The organism is Altericroceibacterium endophyticum, from assembly GCF_009827595.1.
Lineage (GTDB): Bacteria > Pseudomonadota > Alphaproteobacteria > Sphingomonadales > Sphingomonadaceae > Altericroceibacterium > Altericroceibacterium endophyticum.
The window spans coordinates 295,374-311,706 of record NZ_WTYT01000003.1 but is presented as its reverse complement, the minus strand read 5'-3'; the positions used below and the strand labels follow the sequence as shown (position 1 = coordinate 311,706).

15 protein-coding genes are annotated in these 16,333 nt (G+C 60.0%); 9 read left to right on the top strand and 6 right to left on the bottom strand.

Annotation, left to right across the window (positions count from 1 at the left end; all coding sequences use genetic code 11):
* The first annotated feature begins 55 nt into the window (after nt 1-55).
* Nucleotides 56-931, top strand: a complete 876-nt coding sequence (locus GRI91_RS08545) for a UTP--glucose-1-phosphate uridylyltransferase (RefSeq protein WP_160736226.1) — start codon at nt 56-58, stop codon at nt 929-931.
* A 150-nt stretch (nt 932-1,081) separates the two neighbouring features.
* On the opposite strand, the gene GRI91_RS08540 is transcribed toward GRI91_RS08545, so the two are convergent.
* The 4 genes from GRI91_RS08540 to glnE all read right to left on the bottom strand — a co-directional run bounded on the left by GRI91_RS08540 (nt 1,082) and on the right by glnE (nt 5,932).
* Nucleotides 1,082-1,699, bottom strand: coding sequence for a M23 family metallopeptidase (locus tag GRI91_RS08540; RefSeq protein ID WP_237437749.1), 618 nt, complete (start codon nt 1,697-1,699; stop codon nt 1,082-1,084).
* Nucleotides 1,700-1,939: 240 nt separating this feature from the next.
* Entirely contained in the window at nt 1,940-2,728 is a 789-nt protein-coding gene (locus tag GRI91_RS08535; RefSeq protein WP_160736224.1) for a ferritin-like domain-containing protein, read from the bottom strand.
* A 16-nt stretch (nt 2,729-2,744) separates the two neighbouring features.
* A complete protein-coding gene (locus tag GRI91_RS08530) occupies nt 2,745-3,224 on the bottom strand; it encodes a peroxiredoxin (RefSeq protein ID WP_160736223.1) in 480 nt (159 codons plus the stop codon).
* Nucleotides 3,221-5,932 (bottom strand): bifunctional [glutamate--ammonia ligase]-adenylyl-L-tyrosine phosphorylase/[glutamate--ammonia-ligase] adenylyltransferase, encoded by a 2,712-nt coding sequence (gene glnE, locus GRI91_RS08525; protein ID WP_160736391.1) that lies wholly within the window; start codon nt 5,930-5,932, stop codon nt 3,221-3,223. Before glnE ends, GRI91_RS08530 begins: the two co-directional genes overlap by 4 nt.
* A gap of 146 nt (nt 5,933-6,078) precedes the next feature.
* Between glnE and GRI91_RS08520 the strand changes: the two genes are divergently transcribed.
* On the top strand, nt 6,079-7,776 hold the full coding sequence (locus tag GRI91_RS08520; protein ID WP_160736222.1) for a M28 family metallopeptidase: 1,698 nt from the start codon (nt 6,079-6,081) through the stop codon (nt 7,774-7,776).
* Between the two features lie 6 nt (nt 7,777-7,782).
* The gene (locus tag GRI91_RS08515) at nt 7,783-8,778 is read left to right on the top strand and encodes an agmatine deiminase family protein (protein WP_160736221.1); all 996 of its coding nucleotides are present in this window, start codon (nt 7,783-7,785) and stop codon (nt 8,776-8,778) included.
* A gap of 234 nt (nt 8,779-9,012) precedes the next feature.
* Here the strand turns inward: GRI91_RS08515 and thrS are convergent, their stop codons facing one another.
* Nucleotides 9,013-11,010 carry a threonine--tRNA ligase gene (gene thrS / locus GRI91_RS08510; protein WP_160736220.1) on the bottom strand — a complete coding sequence of 666 codons (1,998 nt, stop codon included), beginning with the start codon at nt 11,008-11,010 and terminating at the stop codon, nt 9,013-9,015.
* A gap of 324 nt (nt 11,011-11,334) precedes the next feature.
* Between thrS and GRI91_RS08505 the strand changes: the two genes are divergently transcribed.
* From GRI91_RS08505 to GRI91_RS08495, 3 genes are read left to right on the top strand one after another with little or no spacing between them, the layout of a single operon-like run.
* Nucleotides 11,335-11,517, top strand: coding sequence for an EbsA family protein (locus tag GRI91_RS08505; RefSeq protein ID WP_160736219.1), 183 nt, complete (start codon nt 11,335-11,337; stop codon nt 11,515-11,517).
* Nucleotides 11,514-11,921 (top strand): hypothetical protein, encoded by a 408-nt coding sequence (locus GRI91_RS08500; protein WP_160736218.1) that lies wholly within the window; start codon nt 11,514-11,516, stop codon nt 11,919-11,921. Before GRI91_RS08505 ends, GRI91_RS08500 begins: the two co-directional genes overlap by 4 nt.
* Entirely contained in the window at nt 11,918-12,121 is a 204-nt protein-coding gene (locus tag GRI91_RS08495) for a helix-turn-helix transcriptional regulator (protein WP_160736217.1), read from the top strand. Before GRI91_RS08500 ends, GRI91_RS08495 begins: the two co-directional genes overlap by 4 nt.
* An 11-nt stretch (nt 12,122-12,132) precedes the next feature.
* On the opposite strand, the gene GRI91_RS08490 is transcribed toward GRI91_RS08495, so the two are convergent.
* Nucleotides 12,133-13,476, bottom strand: a complete 1,344-nt coding sequence (locus GRI91_RS08490; protein ID WP_160736216.1) for an ArnT family glycosyltransferase — start codon at nt 13,474-13,476, stop codon at nt 12,133-12,135.
* 193 nt (nt 13,477-13,669) lie between these two features.
* Here GRI91_RS08490 and GRI91_RS08485 point away from each other — a divergent pair, with 193 nt between their 5' ends.
* Genes GRI91_RS08485 through GRI91_RS08475 form a run of 3 tightly spaced genes read left to right on the top strand, consistent with a single transcriptional unit; the run spans nt 13,670 to nt 16,234 of the window.
* The gene (locus GRI91_RS08485) at nt 13,670-14,401 is read left to right on the top strand and encodes an alpha/beta fold hydrolase (RefSeq protein WP_160736215.1); all 732 of its coding nucleotides are present in this window, start codon (nt 13,670-13,672) and stop codon (nt 14,399-14,401) included.
* A gap of 16 nt (nt 14,402-14,417) precedes the next feature.
* A complete protein-coding gene (locus GRI91_RS08480) occupies nt 14,418-15,245 on the top strand; it encodes a tetratricopeptide repeat protein (protein WP_160736214.1) in 828 nt (275 codons plus the stop codon).
* A complete protein-coding gene (locus GRI91_RS08475) occupies nt 15,245-16,234 on the top strand; it encodes an LLM class flavin-dependent oxidoreductase (RefSeq protein ID WP_160736213.1) in 990 nt (329 codons plus the stop codon). The genes GRI91_RS08480 and GRI91_RS08475 overlap by 1 nt, the downstream gene beginning before the upstream one ends.
* Nucleotides 16,235-16,333 lie beyond the last annotated feature (99 nt).

Sequence of the window (16,333 nt, the reverse complement as noted above, 5' to 3'; positions counted from 1 at the left end):
ATCGGACAAGTCAGCGGTTGACCAGAAAAATGGTCAACTTATAGTGCATCGCAACATGAGTAATAATCGCAGGATCCGCAAAGCCGTATTCCCCGTAGCGGGACTGGGCACTCGTTTTCTTCCGGCTACCAAGGCGGTACCGAAAGAATTGCTACCAATAGTGGATCGCCCACTTATTCAATATGCGATAGACGAAGCGCGCGAAGCGGGCATCGAAGAGATGATTTTCGTTACCGGACGCGGCAAGACTGCTTTGGTCGAAAATTTCGATACTGCATTTGAACTTGAAACCACGATGCGGGACCGGGGCAAGGACTTGTCCGTTTTGGACCCCACGCATTTCACCCCCGGAAATTTGATCACCGTACGGCAGCAGGTTCCGATGGGTCTGGGGCATGCCATCTGGTGCGCCCGCGCGATTGTGGGTGATGAACCCTTTGCCGTGCTCCTGCCCGATGAGCTGATGGTTGGCGAACCCGGCTGCATGGCGCAGATGGTTGAAGCCTATGAAGAGGTGGGCGGAAATCTGATTTCGGTGCTCGAAGTGCCGGAAGAGAATGTCTCCTCCTACGGCGTGATTGATCCCGGTGAAACGACAGGCGCGCTGACCGAAGTACGCGGCCTGGTGGAAAAGCCACCGCGGGGCCAGGCACCGTCCAACAAGATCGTCTCGGGACGCTATATTCTCCAATCCGAAGTCATGCGCACGCTCGAAACGCAGGGCAAAGGCGCTGGCGGAGAAATCCAGCTGACCGACGCCATGGCCAAGATGATCGGCAATCAGCCTTTCAACGCGGTTACCTTTCAGGGGCGCCGGTTCGATTGCGGCAGCAAAATAGGCTTTATCGAAGCCACGATCGCTCTGGCGCTGGAGCGCGAAGATATGGGCGCGGATGTGCGCAGAGTTCTGAAAGAAATGCTCGGCGACTGAGCTGCTAGGCCAACTTCCTCTGACGGGCTCTCAAACAGGCGGCACGTCACCAGGCAAATAGTCACAGGGCACATAATTGCCTACGCAGCAGATATGAAAAAGGGCGGTTGCAACCGCCCTTTTTCATATCGCCTGGATTTCAGCAGTCTCTTATTCGGGGCCGCCCTGTCCGCCGGGGCCTTCCACCAGCGCCAGATCGGTCGACACCATATAAGGCCGCGGATCGACCGGTTCACCGGCAACGCGCACTTCATAATGAAGATGCGGACCGGTTGAGCGACCAGTGGAACCGACATAGCCGATCAGATCGCCCTTATGGACGCGCTCACCGGCATGCACAGTGTAGGATTGAAGGTGAGCGTAACGTGTCTGCAGGTCGCCGCCATGTTCGATCTGCACATAATTGCCATAGGAACCGAAGCGGAAGGCTCGGGCGATCAAGCCGTCAGCCGTCGCATAGACCGGCGTACCGCGGGTCGCCGCGAGGTCGACACCATTGTGACGGGCGCGTTTGCGCAGAACCGGGTGGTTACGCATCCCGTAACCGCTGGTGAGGGTGAACCCTTCTACCGGCATGCGGGAGGGAACGGAGATCTTGGGGCTCGGTGCTTCACCGGCCGGGCTGTTACGGTCAAGATCGCGCCAGCTGGCAAACAGCTGCTGAAATTCGCGTTCGCCGCCTTCTGGTTCTGCGTCGGTTGAAACCGCGCTGGTGATCTGGGTGGTAGCGGTGTTGCTGGTGCCAGCCTGAGCCGGAGCAGCAGCCATTGCCACAATCCCGATAGAAAAAACTGAAAGGCTACGAAGCGAATTGCTAAAAATCATGCGACCTGTTTCCCGTCCTGTGTATCCGGTGCCAGCCTATGGCCATTGCACCTTGCGGATCCCCCAAAGCGGACCGAGCGATCAGCGTTCTGAAACGCCAATTTTCCCGGACCGGGAATTTTTCAAGAGACTTTCGGAACCCCCTTCGGTCTCTTGAGTTACAGTTATGCGGGTAATGAAAGATTACGCAACAGCAGCATAAAAGCTGCGCGACAGACCGGCAGCTTGCCGCGCCGAGTCGTTGAACGGCGGCTTAATGCGCCCCCGGAAATAGGTTTCCACCAAATTTTTCCAGAGGTTTTCCGGGGATTCTCCGCGATTCTCCGCCCTTGCGATAAAATGCTTGGCGCCAAAGCCAACGTGACGGATTTCATCGTCAAGAATGCGCTGGAGCACTTTTGCGCCGCTCAGATCGCCTTGCGAGCGTACCCTTTCCAGTGTCGGCGGCGTCACATCCAGCCCGCGGGCCTCCAGCACCATCGGCACGATGGCCAGCCTTGCGGCGACATCATGAGCCGTGGACTGCGCAGCTTCCCACAATCCATCATGCACCGGCAGAGCGCCGTAATGGCTGCCCATCCCCTTCAACTTGCGCGCGATAAGCGAGAAATGCATCGCCTCATCCGCAGCAACCGACAGAAAATCATCCGTGAAGCTGCGTTCCATCTCCCCGCCGAAGCGGCCGACGATATCAAGCGCGAGATCAATCGCCACAAATTCAATATGAGCCAGCGAATGCCACAGTGCGATGCGGTTCTTATCCGAACCCGCTTTGCCGCGTCTGGGCATTTTCGTGGGGTGCAGCAATTCGAGATAATCGGGCCAGGCCGGACGATCGGGCATGGGCGAATCGAATGTCGCCTCCAGCCGGCCATGACGCCAATCGCGCACCAGTGCGCGGGTCGTCATGACTTTAGCATGGGGATCTGCCGTCAGCAGAGCTGAGCGGATCGCGGCGGAGAGAGATGTCATGGAATCGTCCGGATCACTATGCGTCAAAGCGCTTGGCCGCCTCCAACACTTCCTGCGCGTGGTCCTTCACCTTCACCTTGCGCCATATCCGCACAATCCGTCCTTCGGCATCGATCAGATAGGTGCTGCGCTCCAGCCCCATATGGGTTTTGCCGTACATCATCTTTTCCACCCATATGCCCAATGCGTCGGCCAGCCCGTTTTCAGCTGGATCGCTGGCCAGTGGTGCCTTGAGATCCTGTTTGGCGATGAAGTTCTGGTGCTTCTTTGGCGAATCCTTGCTGATGCCGAGCAATGCAGTGTCTGCTTGCTCAAATTCGGGCAACAAGGCGCTGAAATCCTTATTCTCGGTGGTACAGCCCGGCGTGTTGTCGCGCGGATAGAAGAACAGCACCAGCTTGCGCCCGCGAAAATCGGACGGGCGGATTTCACCACCATCCGGGGTCTGCATGACCACATCGGGCACCATATCACCTTGTTCGGGGCGCTTGCTCATAGCTCTATCTCCAATGTTTCGTCGAATATGTCGGTCCAGATTTCTGCTACCCCCTGCCTCGCCTTCCCCAGCTTTTGCAAGAGCGTGTCAAAATCCGCCGATCCGCAGGCGCTCGCCAGTACGTCTTGCGCCGTTTTGGTCGGCACCTGACCATCCGGCGCGAGCAGCCGTGACGCGATCAGACTGCGCGCCAATGTTTGATAATGATCCAGCAGTACCGGCGGCACCAGATCGGCCTTTGCCAATGCGGTGATCGCATCGGCCATATCCGGATGCAGCCCAATACCTTCACGCAATTGAAGATAATGGATCAAAAATTCACAATCGACGAGCCCGCCGCGCAGCATTTTCATATCCAATGGGCCAGACGGCTGTTTATGCGCCGCCACATCGGCCCGCATTTTGAGTACATCGGCGCGCAGAGTCTCATGATCGCGCGGCGCCTGCAAAATCGCACAGATTTCTTCCTGCAGACGGGTGCAGGCCTCACTTGATCCGGCCACAGGCCGCGCACGGGTGAGCGCCATATGCTCCCACGTCCAGGCATCCTCGCGCTGATAACGGGCGAAGCTTTCCACGCTGACCGCGATCGGCCCCTGCGCACCCTGCGGGCGAAGCCGCGTATCCACTTCGTACAAGGCCCCCTGCGCGGTGGGCACGGACAAGGCCGCGGTGACACGCTGCGCCAGCCGGTTGAAATACAGCGATGCGGTCAGCGGGCGGCGGCCATCCGATTCCACCCCGAATTCACCATCGAACAGATAAATCAGATCAAGGTCGGACGCATGGGTCAGCGATCCACCGCCCAGACGCCCCAGTCCCAGAACCAGCAGCTCATCGCCCTCCACGCGGCCATGCGCCTGCGCGAATTCAGCCTCCGCCACACTGGCCCCGGCTTTCAGTGCGGCTTCCGCGACACGCGACAGGCCGGCGGCAATATCCAGCGGGTCATGACGGGATTCGATCAGCTGGACCCCCAGCGCGAATCGCTCCTCCCCCACCACCTGCCGGATGCGGTCGAGTTTGCGTTCATAATCATCGCCCTTCTCGCTGCGCAGCATCCGCTTGCGGAGCGTCTCGACATCCTCTGGCAGATCGAGGGCAGAGGCATCGATCAGCGCGTCCAGCAGCTCTGGCCGCCGGGCCAGCTCATCGGCCAGTGGCGGAGCCAGAATCAGCACCCGCAGCACCTGATCAAGCAAGCCAGGACGCGCTTCAAACAGGCGAAACAGATTGATGGCCGAGGGCAGCCGCGACAATAAGGATTCCCAGCGCGCAAAGGCCCGCTGCGGATCAGGCGCCTGCGCCAGTGATTCGATCAGCGCGGGGCGGATGGCATGAAACGCCTCCCGCGCAGCGCCGGAGCGCAGGGCCCGGATCATATCCGGCCAATTGGCGATCCGTTCGGCCAGCCGCTCCGCATCGGGCAGGTCATGGCGCGCCAGCATCTCCGCCACGCTTTCATTCCGCGCCTGACCGGCGGCAGACGAAGAATCACCCGCCGAGCCATCATTATCCAGCAATTGGTCATAACGTGCCGCGACCGCACCGGTAATCTCCTCCAGCTCTGCAATCAGGGCCGCTCCATCCTTGAGACCGTCCAGCTGCGCGACATTGTCGATGGCGCCCGCATCCTGCGGCAATTCATGCGTCTGGCGGTCCTCCACCATTTGCAGCCGATGCTCGATCACACGCAGCCGGTCATAGGATTCGCCCAGCATGGCGGCATCCTCCGCCGCTATGATGTCCGCCGCAGCCAGCGCATCCAGCGCCGCCCGCGTGCCTCTCAGCCGTAAATCGCGGTTACGTCCGCCGTGAATCAACTGATGGGTCTGGGCGAAGAATTCGATCTCTCGAATCCCCCCGCGCCCCTTTTTCACATCATAGCCGGGACCGGGACGGCGGGCGCCTTCATGACTGTCCCGAATACGCTGGGTCAGCTGGCGAATTTCCTCAATCGCCGTGAAATCGAGATTGCGGCGCCAGATAAAGGGCCGGATCGTATCCAGAAATTCCTGCGCCTCCGCGATGCTCCCGGCCGAAGCGCGGGAGCGGATGAAGGCAGCGCGTTCCCACGCTAGCGCCGAGCTTTCATAATGCGTCAGCGCCCCGTCATACGATATTGCCAGCGGACTGACTTCAGAGGCAGGGCGCAGCCGCAGATCAACCCGAAAAACATAGCCATCACCGGTCTGCCGGGTCAGCAATTCCATCAGGCGGCGCGCAACACGCTGGGCCGCTTCGCCGGGCTCATCCCGTTCCCGCCGGGGCAGCGTATCGGGATCATACAGCAAGATCGGATCGATGTCGGAGCTGTAATTAAGCTCCCTCGCCCCATGTTTGCCGAGCGCGATGGCGCTGAATCCCGCCGGTTCGGCGTCGGGCACCCTGTGGGTAATCCCCGCGGTAATGGCGCGGTCCAATGCGCGGTCGGCAAAGGCTGACAATTGCTCCATCACCTGCGCCAGAGGGAAGGCCCCGGCCAGATCTCCGATCGCCAGCGATACCGAAAGCGCCAGCTTTTCGCGCCGCAGCGCCGCACCGACATCCTCGATCCCTTCCCCCGCATGATGGGCGAAATCCAGCGCCGCATCGCCATTACCCGCCGCCAGCAATTCGGCGAGCTGCGGCAAACGGTCCAATCCGCGTGACAAGAAGGGGGCGTGGGAACGGGCGCGCTTCAGCGCGAATGACCAGTCAGCTTGCATAGGCACTGAGTGCCCGCGCGGCGGCGCTTCCACAAGCCTTCACTTCAGACATCCATTCATAGGGGGCTTCTTGGGGGGCAGACTTGTGGAGCACGCCCTGCTTTGCCACAAGACGCGCATCGCAAGAGCCCATGAGGGGATAATTCATGCTTCGATTTGCCTGTTTCGCCGCCGCCGCATCGCTGATGCTGGCCGGCTGTTCCGATTCTGCGGAGGATGCGGATCAGGCCGCAGCCACGCTCGACATTCCCGAAGTGGCACCGGGGGATATTTCGCTGGAAACAATGAAAGAGGTCACCAAGACCCTTTCTTCCGATGAATTTGAAGGCCGCGCACCGGGGACGCCGGGCGGTGCAAAGACGCTGGAATATCTGGTCGAGCAATTCAAGCAGGCAGGGTTGGAACCCGGCAATAAGGGCAGCTGGTATCAGGACGTGCCGCTGGTGGAGATTACCAGCGAGAATTTTCAGCCGCTGACCGTCAATGGCGGGGATAAGAAATTGTCCTTCTCCTATGGCGATGACTGGGTTGGCACCACCTACCGTGAAACCGACTCCATCGCGCTGAAAGACAGCGAACTGGTCTTTGTCGGCTATGGCATCAACGCGCCGGAGAAGAACTGGAACGATTATGCCGGACTGGACATGACAGGGAAGACTGCGGTCATCCTCGTCAATGATCCCGATTGGGAAAGCGAGGCCAGTGAAGGCCCCTTCAATGGCAAGGCGATGACCTATTATGGCCGCTGGACCTATAAATATGAAGAAGCCGCAAGACAGGGCGCGGATGCAGCGCTGATCATTCATGACACCTACCCCGCTTCCTATGGCTGGAATGTGGTCGAAAGTTCATGGTCCGGCCCGCAGGCCTATGCTCAACGCAAGGATAAGGGCGCGGATCAGACCATGCTGAATGGCTGGGTCCAGAAGGATGTGGCCATGAAGATCATGTCCGCCACCGGCCATGATCTGGGCGATCTGATGGAAGCGGCGAAGAAACCCGGTTTCGAGCCGGTCGATCTGGGCGCGAGTATCTCCACCGGCTTCGACAACACCGTGCGCACCTTTGATTCAAAGAATGTCGTCGGCGTGCTGCCGGGCAATGAACGGCCTGATGAATATGTGCTCTATACCGCGCATTGGGACCATCTGGGGCACTGCAAGGCCGATGATACCGGTGACGATATCTGCAATGGCGCGGTGGACAACGCCACCGGCACCGCCGCTCTGGTCGCCATTGCCGCCGCGCAGAAAAAAGCCGGGCCGACCGCGCGCAGTCAGGTCTTCCTGGCAGTAACGGCGGAAGAATCGGGCCTGCTCGGCTCCGAATATTACGGCGCCAATCCGGTCGTACCGTTGGAACAGACTGTGGCCGGGGTGAATATGGATGCCCTGTCCTTGGCGGGCGAAGCAAAGGACGTGACCGTGATGGGCATGGGCAAGAGCCAGCTTGACGGCTTCCTGGAGTCCGCGCTCAAGGCCGAAGGGCGTGTGGCGACAGCCGATCCCGAACCGCAAAATGGCTATTACTATCGTTCTGACCATTTCAGCTTCGCCAAGCGCGGCGTGCCGATGTTCTACATTGATGGAGGACAGGATCTGGTCGATGGCGGCACGGAGGCTGGCGCCGCCTATCAGGCCGATTACACGGAAAATCGCTATCATGGTCCCAAGGATGAGTATGATCCGAACTGGGATTGGAACGGGGTCGGGAAGGACCTTCAGCTGTTCTACCGGCTCGGACGGATGCTGGCGATGAGCAGCAGTTGGCCCAATTGGAATGACGGAGATGAATTCCGCGCCGCGCGCGAGGAAAGCTGTGCCGCCTCCGATGCAGGGTGCTGATCATCCATGAATGCGTATTTCCCGCCTGAGTGGCACGAACAGGACTGGCTATGGATCGGCTTTCCGCATGATGAAAGCGAATGGCCGGGCTTCCTCGCCCGCGCGCAGGAACAGATCGCGGCCTTTGCCAATGCGGTAGCGGACAGCGGTCAGGAAGTGCGACTGGTGGTGCGCGACGGGGCCAATGCTCTCCGCGCCCGCCAGCTTACCAGCACAGCGGTAAAGATCGTGCCGCATCATTATGGGGATGTCTGGCTGCGCGATACCGGACCGCTGGTGCTGCTGCAGGAAGATAGGCGCGTCGCGCAGCGCTTTGGCTTCAATGGCTGGGGCGGCAAATATCTAATGGAGGGTGACCAGACCATCGGCGCGGATCTGGCCGCAGAGGCCGGTCTGGAGGTGCGCAGTGCCGACTGGATTCTGGAAGGCGGCGCGCTGGATATTGATGGCAGCGGTCTGGTCGCCGCGACCGAGCAATGTCTGCTGAACCCGAATCGCAACCCGTCGCTGTCACGCAGCGATATCGAAGCACGGCTTGCGCGTGATCTGGGGCTGGATCGGGTCTTGTGGCTGGGCGATGGGCTGATCAATGATCACACCGATGGCCATGTCGATAATCTGGCAAGGTTCGTTGCGCCGGGCATTCTGGCCCTGCCGCAAGCGACCGGGCCGGACGACCCCAATGCAGGCATTTATGCGGATGCGAAGGCACGGGCCGAGGAATTTGGTCTGACCGTGCGCAATGTCCCCTCCCCCGGACGGGTGGAAAGCGGCGACCGGATCGAGCCGGCAAGCTATATGAACTTTGCCATCACATCGCATCTGGTGGTGGTGCCGATCTATGGCACGCAGCATGATGATGATGGTGTGGCCGCGATTCGCGAATTGTTTCCGGACCGCCGGACAATTGGCGTTATGGCCGATGCTGTGCTGGCCGGAGGCGGCAGTTTTCATTGCGCCAGCCAGCAAATGCCGCGGCAAAGCAGGGGTGCGACGGCGTAAACGCTTCTTTAGGGTTTTGGGCGGATTATGGCTTTATGAACAAAGCCTTTGCCCCCCCAGCCCCTTCTCTTGCCGATCGGATTCTCTCCGTTTCCCGAATGGTAATCGTGACGGGGTGTGCAATGGCTTTGATTCTGGCGGGCGAGACCCTGCCTTTCTGATTTCTTTCTCTCCCGAAATCCGGAAACTGAAAAGGGGAGCGCAAAACGCTCCCCTTTTTTCGTGCTCGCTTGATCAGCGTAGATCGGGCGGCGTCGCGGCTTCCTTCAGCATGGTGATGGCGTCATCAATGCTCATCACGCGCTGTTCCTTTTCGCCCAATGTGCGAACGGCAACGGTGCCTTCCTCCGCCTCTCGCATCCCCATGACGAGCAGATAGGGCACCTTGGCCAGGCTGTGTTCGCGCACCTTGTAATTGATCTTCTCGTTCCGGAAGTCGCTTTCCACACGAATGCCCGCAGCCTGAAGCTTGCTGATGCTTTCTGAGGCATAGGCATCGGCATCGGAAACGATCGTTGCGACCACGGCCTGTACCGGTGCCAACCAGACAGGCAGGCGACCGGCGAAATGTTCGATCAGAATGCCGATGAAACGTTCATAGGACCCGAAAATCGCGCGGTGGAGCATCACCGGACGGTGCTTCTCGCCATCTTCGCCAATATAGCTCGCATCGAGCCTTTCGGGCAGCACGCGGTCCGACTGAATCGTGCCGACCTGCCAGGTGCGGCCAATGGCGTCGGTCAGATGCCATTCCAGCTTGGGTGCGTAGAAGGCCCCTTCGCCGGGCAGTTCTTCCCAGCCAAATTCCTCCGTCGCCAGCCCTGCGCGGACAACCGCATCGCGCAGCTCATTCTCGGCCTTGTCCCAATCGGCATCCGAACCAAACCGCTGTTCAGGACGCAGCGCCAGCTTGATCGCATAGGTGAAACCAAAATCCTTGTAGATCCGGTCCGCAAGTCGGCAGAAAGCCTGCACTTCCTCGACGATCTGGTCTTCTGTGCAGAAGATATGCGCGTCATCCTGCGTGAACTGGCGGACCCGCATCAACCCGTGCAACGCACCATGCGGCTCGTTCCGATGGCAGCAGCCATTTTCATAGATACGCAGCGGCAGATCGCGATAGGATTTGATCCCCTGACGGAAGATCAGCACATGTGCCGGGCAATTCATCGGCTTGAGCGCCATCCACTCAGCCGCGTCGGAAACAATCGGGCCTTCATCCTCAGTATTGGGGACTTCATCGGGGATGACGAACATGTTTTCGCGATATTTGCCCCAATGGCCGCTCTGTTCCCACTGGCGCGCATCCATCACCTGCGGCGTCTTGACTTCATTATAGCCGGCCCCGTCGATCGCCCGGCGCATATAGGCTTCAAGCTCACGCCAGATCTGATAGCCATGGGGATGCCAAAAAACCGATCCATGCGCTTCCGACTGCAGGTGGAAGAGGTTCATTTCCTGGCCCAGCTTGCGGTGATCGCGCTTGGCGGCCTCTTCAAGCCGGGTGAGATGCGCATTCAGCTGTTTCTTGTTCAGCCAGCCCGTGCCGTAAATACGCGTCAATTGCGCATTATTCTGATCACCGCGCCAATAGGCACCCGCCACACGCATCAGCTTGAAAGCCTGCGGGTCGAGCTTGCCGGTGCTGGGCAGATGCGGGCCGCGGCACATGTCGAGCCAGTCATCGCCTGACCAGTAAACGGTCAGTTCTTCATTTTCAGGCAGCTCAGCGGCCCATTCGGCCTTGAACGTTTCACCTTCGGCAGACCATTTGTCGATCAACTGCTGGCGCGACCAGATTTCACGCCGTAGCGGCTTGTCCGCCTTAATGATCTCCCGCATCTTCTCTTCAATTGCGGGCAGATCATCCATCGAGAAGGGATCGCGCGTCGTCGGCGCCTTCACATCATAATAGAAACCGTCATCGGTTGCCGGGCCAAAAGTGATCTGCGTCCCCGGCCACAGCGCCTGGACCGCTTCAGCCAGAACATGCGCAAAATCGTGCCGCGCCAGCTCCAGCGCCTCCGCCTCATCGCGTGAAGTCACCAGCGCCAGCTCGGTGTCCCCCTCCAGCGGGCGGTTAATATCGCGCAATTCGCCATTTACCTTCGCCGCCAGAGCCGCCTTGGCGAGCCCCGGCCCGATTGCAGCGGCGACATCGCCCGGAGTCGAACCCTGCGGCATTTCTCGTACGGAACCATCGGGAAGGCTGATCTTGATCACTTCACTCATCGCACTCGTCTTTCATACTCATCCGGTAACCGCCCATGGCACAATGGGCCGCGCATCGGAAGATACGGCGTCCTGCTAATCTAACGGTTTCGGGAGGAGACGCCATTCCGCCCGAAATCCGGGCGGCGTCGGCGGCTTGGATCAGGCCGCGACCAACCGCCCCGGAGAAGTCCGGGTGGTTGTGGTGGTGGTCGTGGTCAGCCGATGTGCCATGGGCAGGCCTCTAGCAGCGCAATCAAAGGATGTCACCCCGTGTCAATGTTGCTTGACATCGGCATGATGATAGTCAATCTTGCTTTACATAAAAGCAAGGGAGCTTGACCTATGAACCGTATGACCAGCATCATTTGCTGGGCGCTCGTCTTTATCGCTCTGGCCATCGCCAATGTGGCAGGCTGGGTGGAGGACACAGACGCCCACACGATGTTCCTCCTGCTCGCCATCATCTTCGCTGTTACCAGCGCTGGAAGCTGTCTGCGTTCATGCCGCAGAGGAATGGGATCATGACCTGCCATCCACGCTCCACACCGGCATTCCGCCGCTACATGCGCCGTTTTCTGATCGCGACCGGTCTTTATATCGGGACATTCATGATTGGCGTACGCCTCGTACCGGATGATGCTCCGCCCAGCCCTCTCTATATCGGGCTGGCTCTGTTGCCGGGGCTCGCTATCCTCGGGTGGATCTGGGCCATGGGACGGCTGCTGATCGAGATGGAAGACGAATATTTGCGGATGCTTGAAGTTCGCAAATTCATGATCGCGACGGCTTTCGCTCTGACGATTTCCGGCGTCTGGGGCCTGCTCGAACTCTATGTGACTGTACCGCGCCTGCCGGTTTTCATGATCTTCCCCCTGTGGTGCGTCGGCCTGGCCGTGGGGCAGATATGGAACCGGGTCAGCGGGGCATGAAGAACCGGCTCAGGGTTCTGCGCGCCGAACATGGCTGGAGCCAGCAGGCACTGGCCGACAAGCTGGGTGTCTCACGCCAGAGCGTCAATGCGATCGAGACCGGCAAATATGATCCTTCGCTGCCGCTGGCCTTCAGAATCTCCGAGTGCTTCGGTCTCCCGATCGAGGATATTTTCCTGCGTGAAGAGCCGTCATCATAACCCTCGGCACACTATAAACGCTGCATGGCGGGGTTCCGGGCCGAGGATAAATGCAGCGTCAGCAACCAACCACAAGTAAGGCAGATGAAGGGCATGATCGGATAGTGAAAGCGTGACTGACCGGAAAATACCACGCAAATGAGGGTGAGATAGAGCGCCAGCATATAGGGTAGTAGCCACCAGCCGGCCCAGCGTTGCCCCACACGCAATCGCAGCTCTGTCCGCATCATGAAGGCGGCCAGAAACCCGATCATCAGCAGCGCGTAATATGCCTGATTGGCGTAACGCAGGGTGCGATACAGCCTCTGGTACTCATAATAAGACGGCGCACCGCTCTGATAGGCCCATTCCCCCTCCCCATCGGGCAGCCACAGACGCAGTATTTTGCGCGCCGAAAGCGACAGAAACCTCTGCGGATTATCGGCAATCCATTCTTTCGCAATCCGGCCCGCTTCGGCGTCGCGCTCCACTTCAGACAGACCGGGCCGGTTCTGCACTTCCCGTACCACTGGTGCGTCGGGTGAGTAATCTCCCGTGGCAAAGTCATGATTGCCGGTCAGCAAAGTGATGCCGCCATTGGTGGAGACCGGGACAAATTCGCCAAGCTGCTGATAATTGCGGATCGTCCACGGGGCTATAGTCAGCAAGGCAACCAGCAGCACCAGCGCACCCTGACCGAACAAGGCCGGAAAACGCCGCCAGAATGGAGCAGCTCGCAGCCAGTCGATCGCGAAGATCGCCGGGATGACGACAATCGTCTGTGCCTTAACCAAAGTCGCCACACCGAAGATCACACCAGCCAGCAGCAAGCTGCGCCAATGGGTGCGGCTTAGCAAAATCCAGCAGCCGAGCATCAGCAAGGCCGTGTAATATACCTCCGTCAGCGCAAGCGGCACATAGGCAATGGCATTGGGATATACGGCCAGCAGCAACAGCCCGGTCCGCGCGGCGAGTTCATTGCCTGATAATAAGCGCCCCAGTTTGAGCATCATAAGCCCAATCACCAGCGAGGCCGCCAGATTGAACAGACCAACCACCAGCGGCGAAGCGCCAAAAACCCGGAAGATAACGGACAGCGTCAAGGGCCAGCCGGGCGGCCAGAAGGCGCTCGGCTCCCCCTCGCCATTCATATACCCCCGGCCTTGCGCCAGACTGATCGCCTGATCGTAATACCAATCCGCATCAGGAGTGAGTGCGACCTCTGGGATCAGGGCGAGAATTCGCAAACCGATATAGAGGCCCCAGATAAAGCACAACCATTGCTGACCCTCCGCAAAGGCGGAACTCCGTGAAAGCACATCGTCAAACGCGCGATGAGCGCCGCGCGCCCCAACCTGCCTTGGCCGTACAATCATCAATTGTCCCCCCTGCCGAGGGATTAGGATGGACTAAGCCTCACTCTGCAAGGCTTTCTGACAAGCCCCGCGGAGGCTGTCTTAAATTCGGACACATTTATCTGGGCGGGCGACGGGACTTGGGTCCAACCGGCCAACCGATCACTTGCACCAGCCACTTGTGCATAGGCGCGCCACTTCCCACTATCCCTATATGGCTGACATTCAATTTCACGAGATGGCCGATGGGCGCAGAATAGCCTTCCGTCATATCAAAGGCACCGGCCCTGCGCTGATTTTCCTGCCCGGATATATGAGCGACATGGAAGGCAGCAAAGCCACGGCCCTGTTTGACTGGGCGGTGCGCGAAGGGCGCGAATGTCTGCTACTCGATTATTCGGGCTGCGGCCGCAGCAATGGCGATTTTGCCGAGGGGACCTTGTCCCGTTGGCGCGAAGAAGTGCTGTCATTGGTGGAGCAGCGAATTATCGGCTCTGTCATTCTGGTCGGGTCCTCCATGGGCGGATGGCTGATGCTGCTGGTGGCGCGCATGTTGCCGGGCCGTGTTGCGGGCATGGTCGGCATTGCCGCGGCCCCCGATTTTACCGAATGGGGTTTCACCGCAGAGGAAAAAGCCATCATGCAAGGCGGTGAAACACTGCTGCGCGATAATCCCTATGGCCCCGAGCCGACGCCGACCCATGCCGGGTTCTGGCAGGATGGCGAACGGGTAAAGCAATTGCGCGGCATCATCGAAGCCGATTGCCGGGTGCGTCTGCTGCATGGGCAGGATGACGACGTAGTGCCACCGGAAATCTCGCTACGTCTGGCGTCCCGCCTGCGTTCAGACGATGTGCAGGTCACTCTCGTCAAGCGCGGGGATCACCGTCTCTCGCGCGAAGAGGATATTGCCCTGTTGCTGCGCACTGTGGAGGCGCTCCGCTGAGACAGGACCCTATTGCATGCCCCTGACACCCCTCATTTCCGCCGCGCTGCTGCCGCTGTTCCTGCAGACGGCCGCGCAAGGAACCACACCGGATCTTCCGGTCCCATCCAGCCAAACTGCGATGTCCAGCCCGGCCACAATCGAACGCGACCGGCTGACCGTTTGCCTGGAAGAAGCGCGGCAGGATCCGGCAACCGCCATCGTCACCGCCTCCACCTGGCTGGCCGAAGTCGTCGGGCCGGAGCGCAGCTATCCGCAGCAATGTCTGGGTATGGCCTATACCAGCCTGCTACGTTGGCAGGCGGCAGAAGATTCCTTCATGATGGCGCGCAATGCCCGGCTGGAAGATAACCATCTCAGCCGAGCAAAACTGGCCGCCATGGCAGGCAATGCAGCGCTGGCCGACAATCGGCTGGAGGATGCGCTGGGCACGCTCGATCTGGCCTTGCGCGATGCCGCGCTGACCGGTGATCCGATGGTAAGCGGCGGCATCGAAGTGGACCGGGCACGGACCCTGGTCGGGCTGGGCCGAATGGACGAAGCGCGGCAGGCGCTGGCAACGGCCCGGCAGGATGCCGCACAAAATTCCGAAGCATGGCTGCTTTCGGCAACGCTTTCCCGGCGTGAAGACAGGCTGGAAGATGCCCAGATGCAGATCCGCACCGCCGCGGGCCTTGCCCCGCAAGACCCGCGAATCGGCTTGGAGGCAGGCGTTATCGCCATGCTGGCCGGTGACAGTGAGGCCGCACGGGCAAGCTGGGAATCGGTCATCGCGCTCGACTCAGACAGCGAACAGGCCGCCACCGCCCGCACCTATTTGTCTCAAATGAAGGAGACGCCGTAATGACCCCCTTTTCCGTTCTCGACCTCATCCCCGTCCGCGAAGGCAGTGACGTTTCCGGCGCCTTGTTGGAGGCCGGCAAGCTGGCACAGACGGCCGAGGAGCAAGGTTATAAACGCTTCTGGGTGGCCGAACATCACGCCACCGAGGGCATTGCCGGCGGTGCCACGGCGGTTGCCCTGTCCCATATCGGCCATGTCACCAGCACTATTCGCATCGGTTCCGGCGGGATCATGCTGCCCAATCACAACCCCTTCGTGATTGCCGAACAATTCGGCACGCTGGAGGCGCTGTTTCCCGGGCGGGTTGATCTGGGCCTGGGCCGCGCTCCCGGTGCGGGCGGACGGATTGCGCAGGCGCTGCGCAAGGATCTGATGCGTTCGGCCGAGAGCTTCCCGCAGGATGTCGTGGAACTGCGCGCCTTGCTCACCGGCGATATCGATCTGCCCATCAAGGCAACGCCGGGCCTTGGATCGAATGTCGAGATGTGGATGCTCGGCTCCAGCCTCTTCGGCGCGCAACTGGCCGCCCGGCTCGGTCTGCCTTATGCCTTTGCGAGCCATTTCGCGCCCGCGCATCTCGATGAAGCGCTCAAGACCTACCGCCAGGAATTCCGCCCTTCGGCACAGCTGGATAAACCCCATGCGATGGCCGCGATGACAGTGATTACCGCTGAAAGTGATGCGGAGGCTCAATTGCTGGCATCATCGGGCGATCAGTCCTTTGTCCGCTTGCGCAGTGGTGATCCGGGCAAGCTTCCACTGCCCGTCCCCGGTTACCGCGATTCGCTGCCCGGACCGGCGCAGGCCATGCTGGCAGGAATGGATGTGGCCCGGGCGGTCGGCTCCCCCGCCACGGTGAGGAAACACATCGGCGCCTTTCTGGACCGCACACAGGCGGACGAACTCATTCTGTCTGGTGCCACATTCGACCCCGCCGCGCGCCGCCATTCGCTGTCGCTGACCATGGAGGCCATGCGGGCTGAGGTTTGATATGCAGCGGCTCTGGCTCTTCCAGAATTATCGGATAGAGTGGCGCAAAATTATTTCAGCGCTGCCGGTGGAACGCTCTGCGCTGCGAGCCGCTTGCAT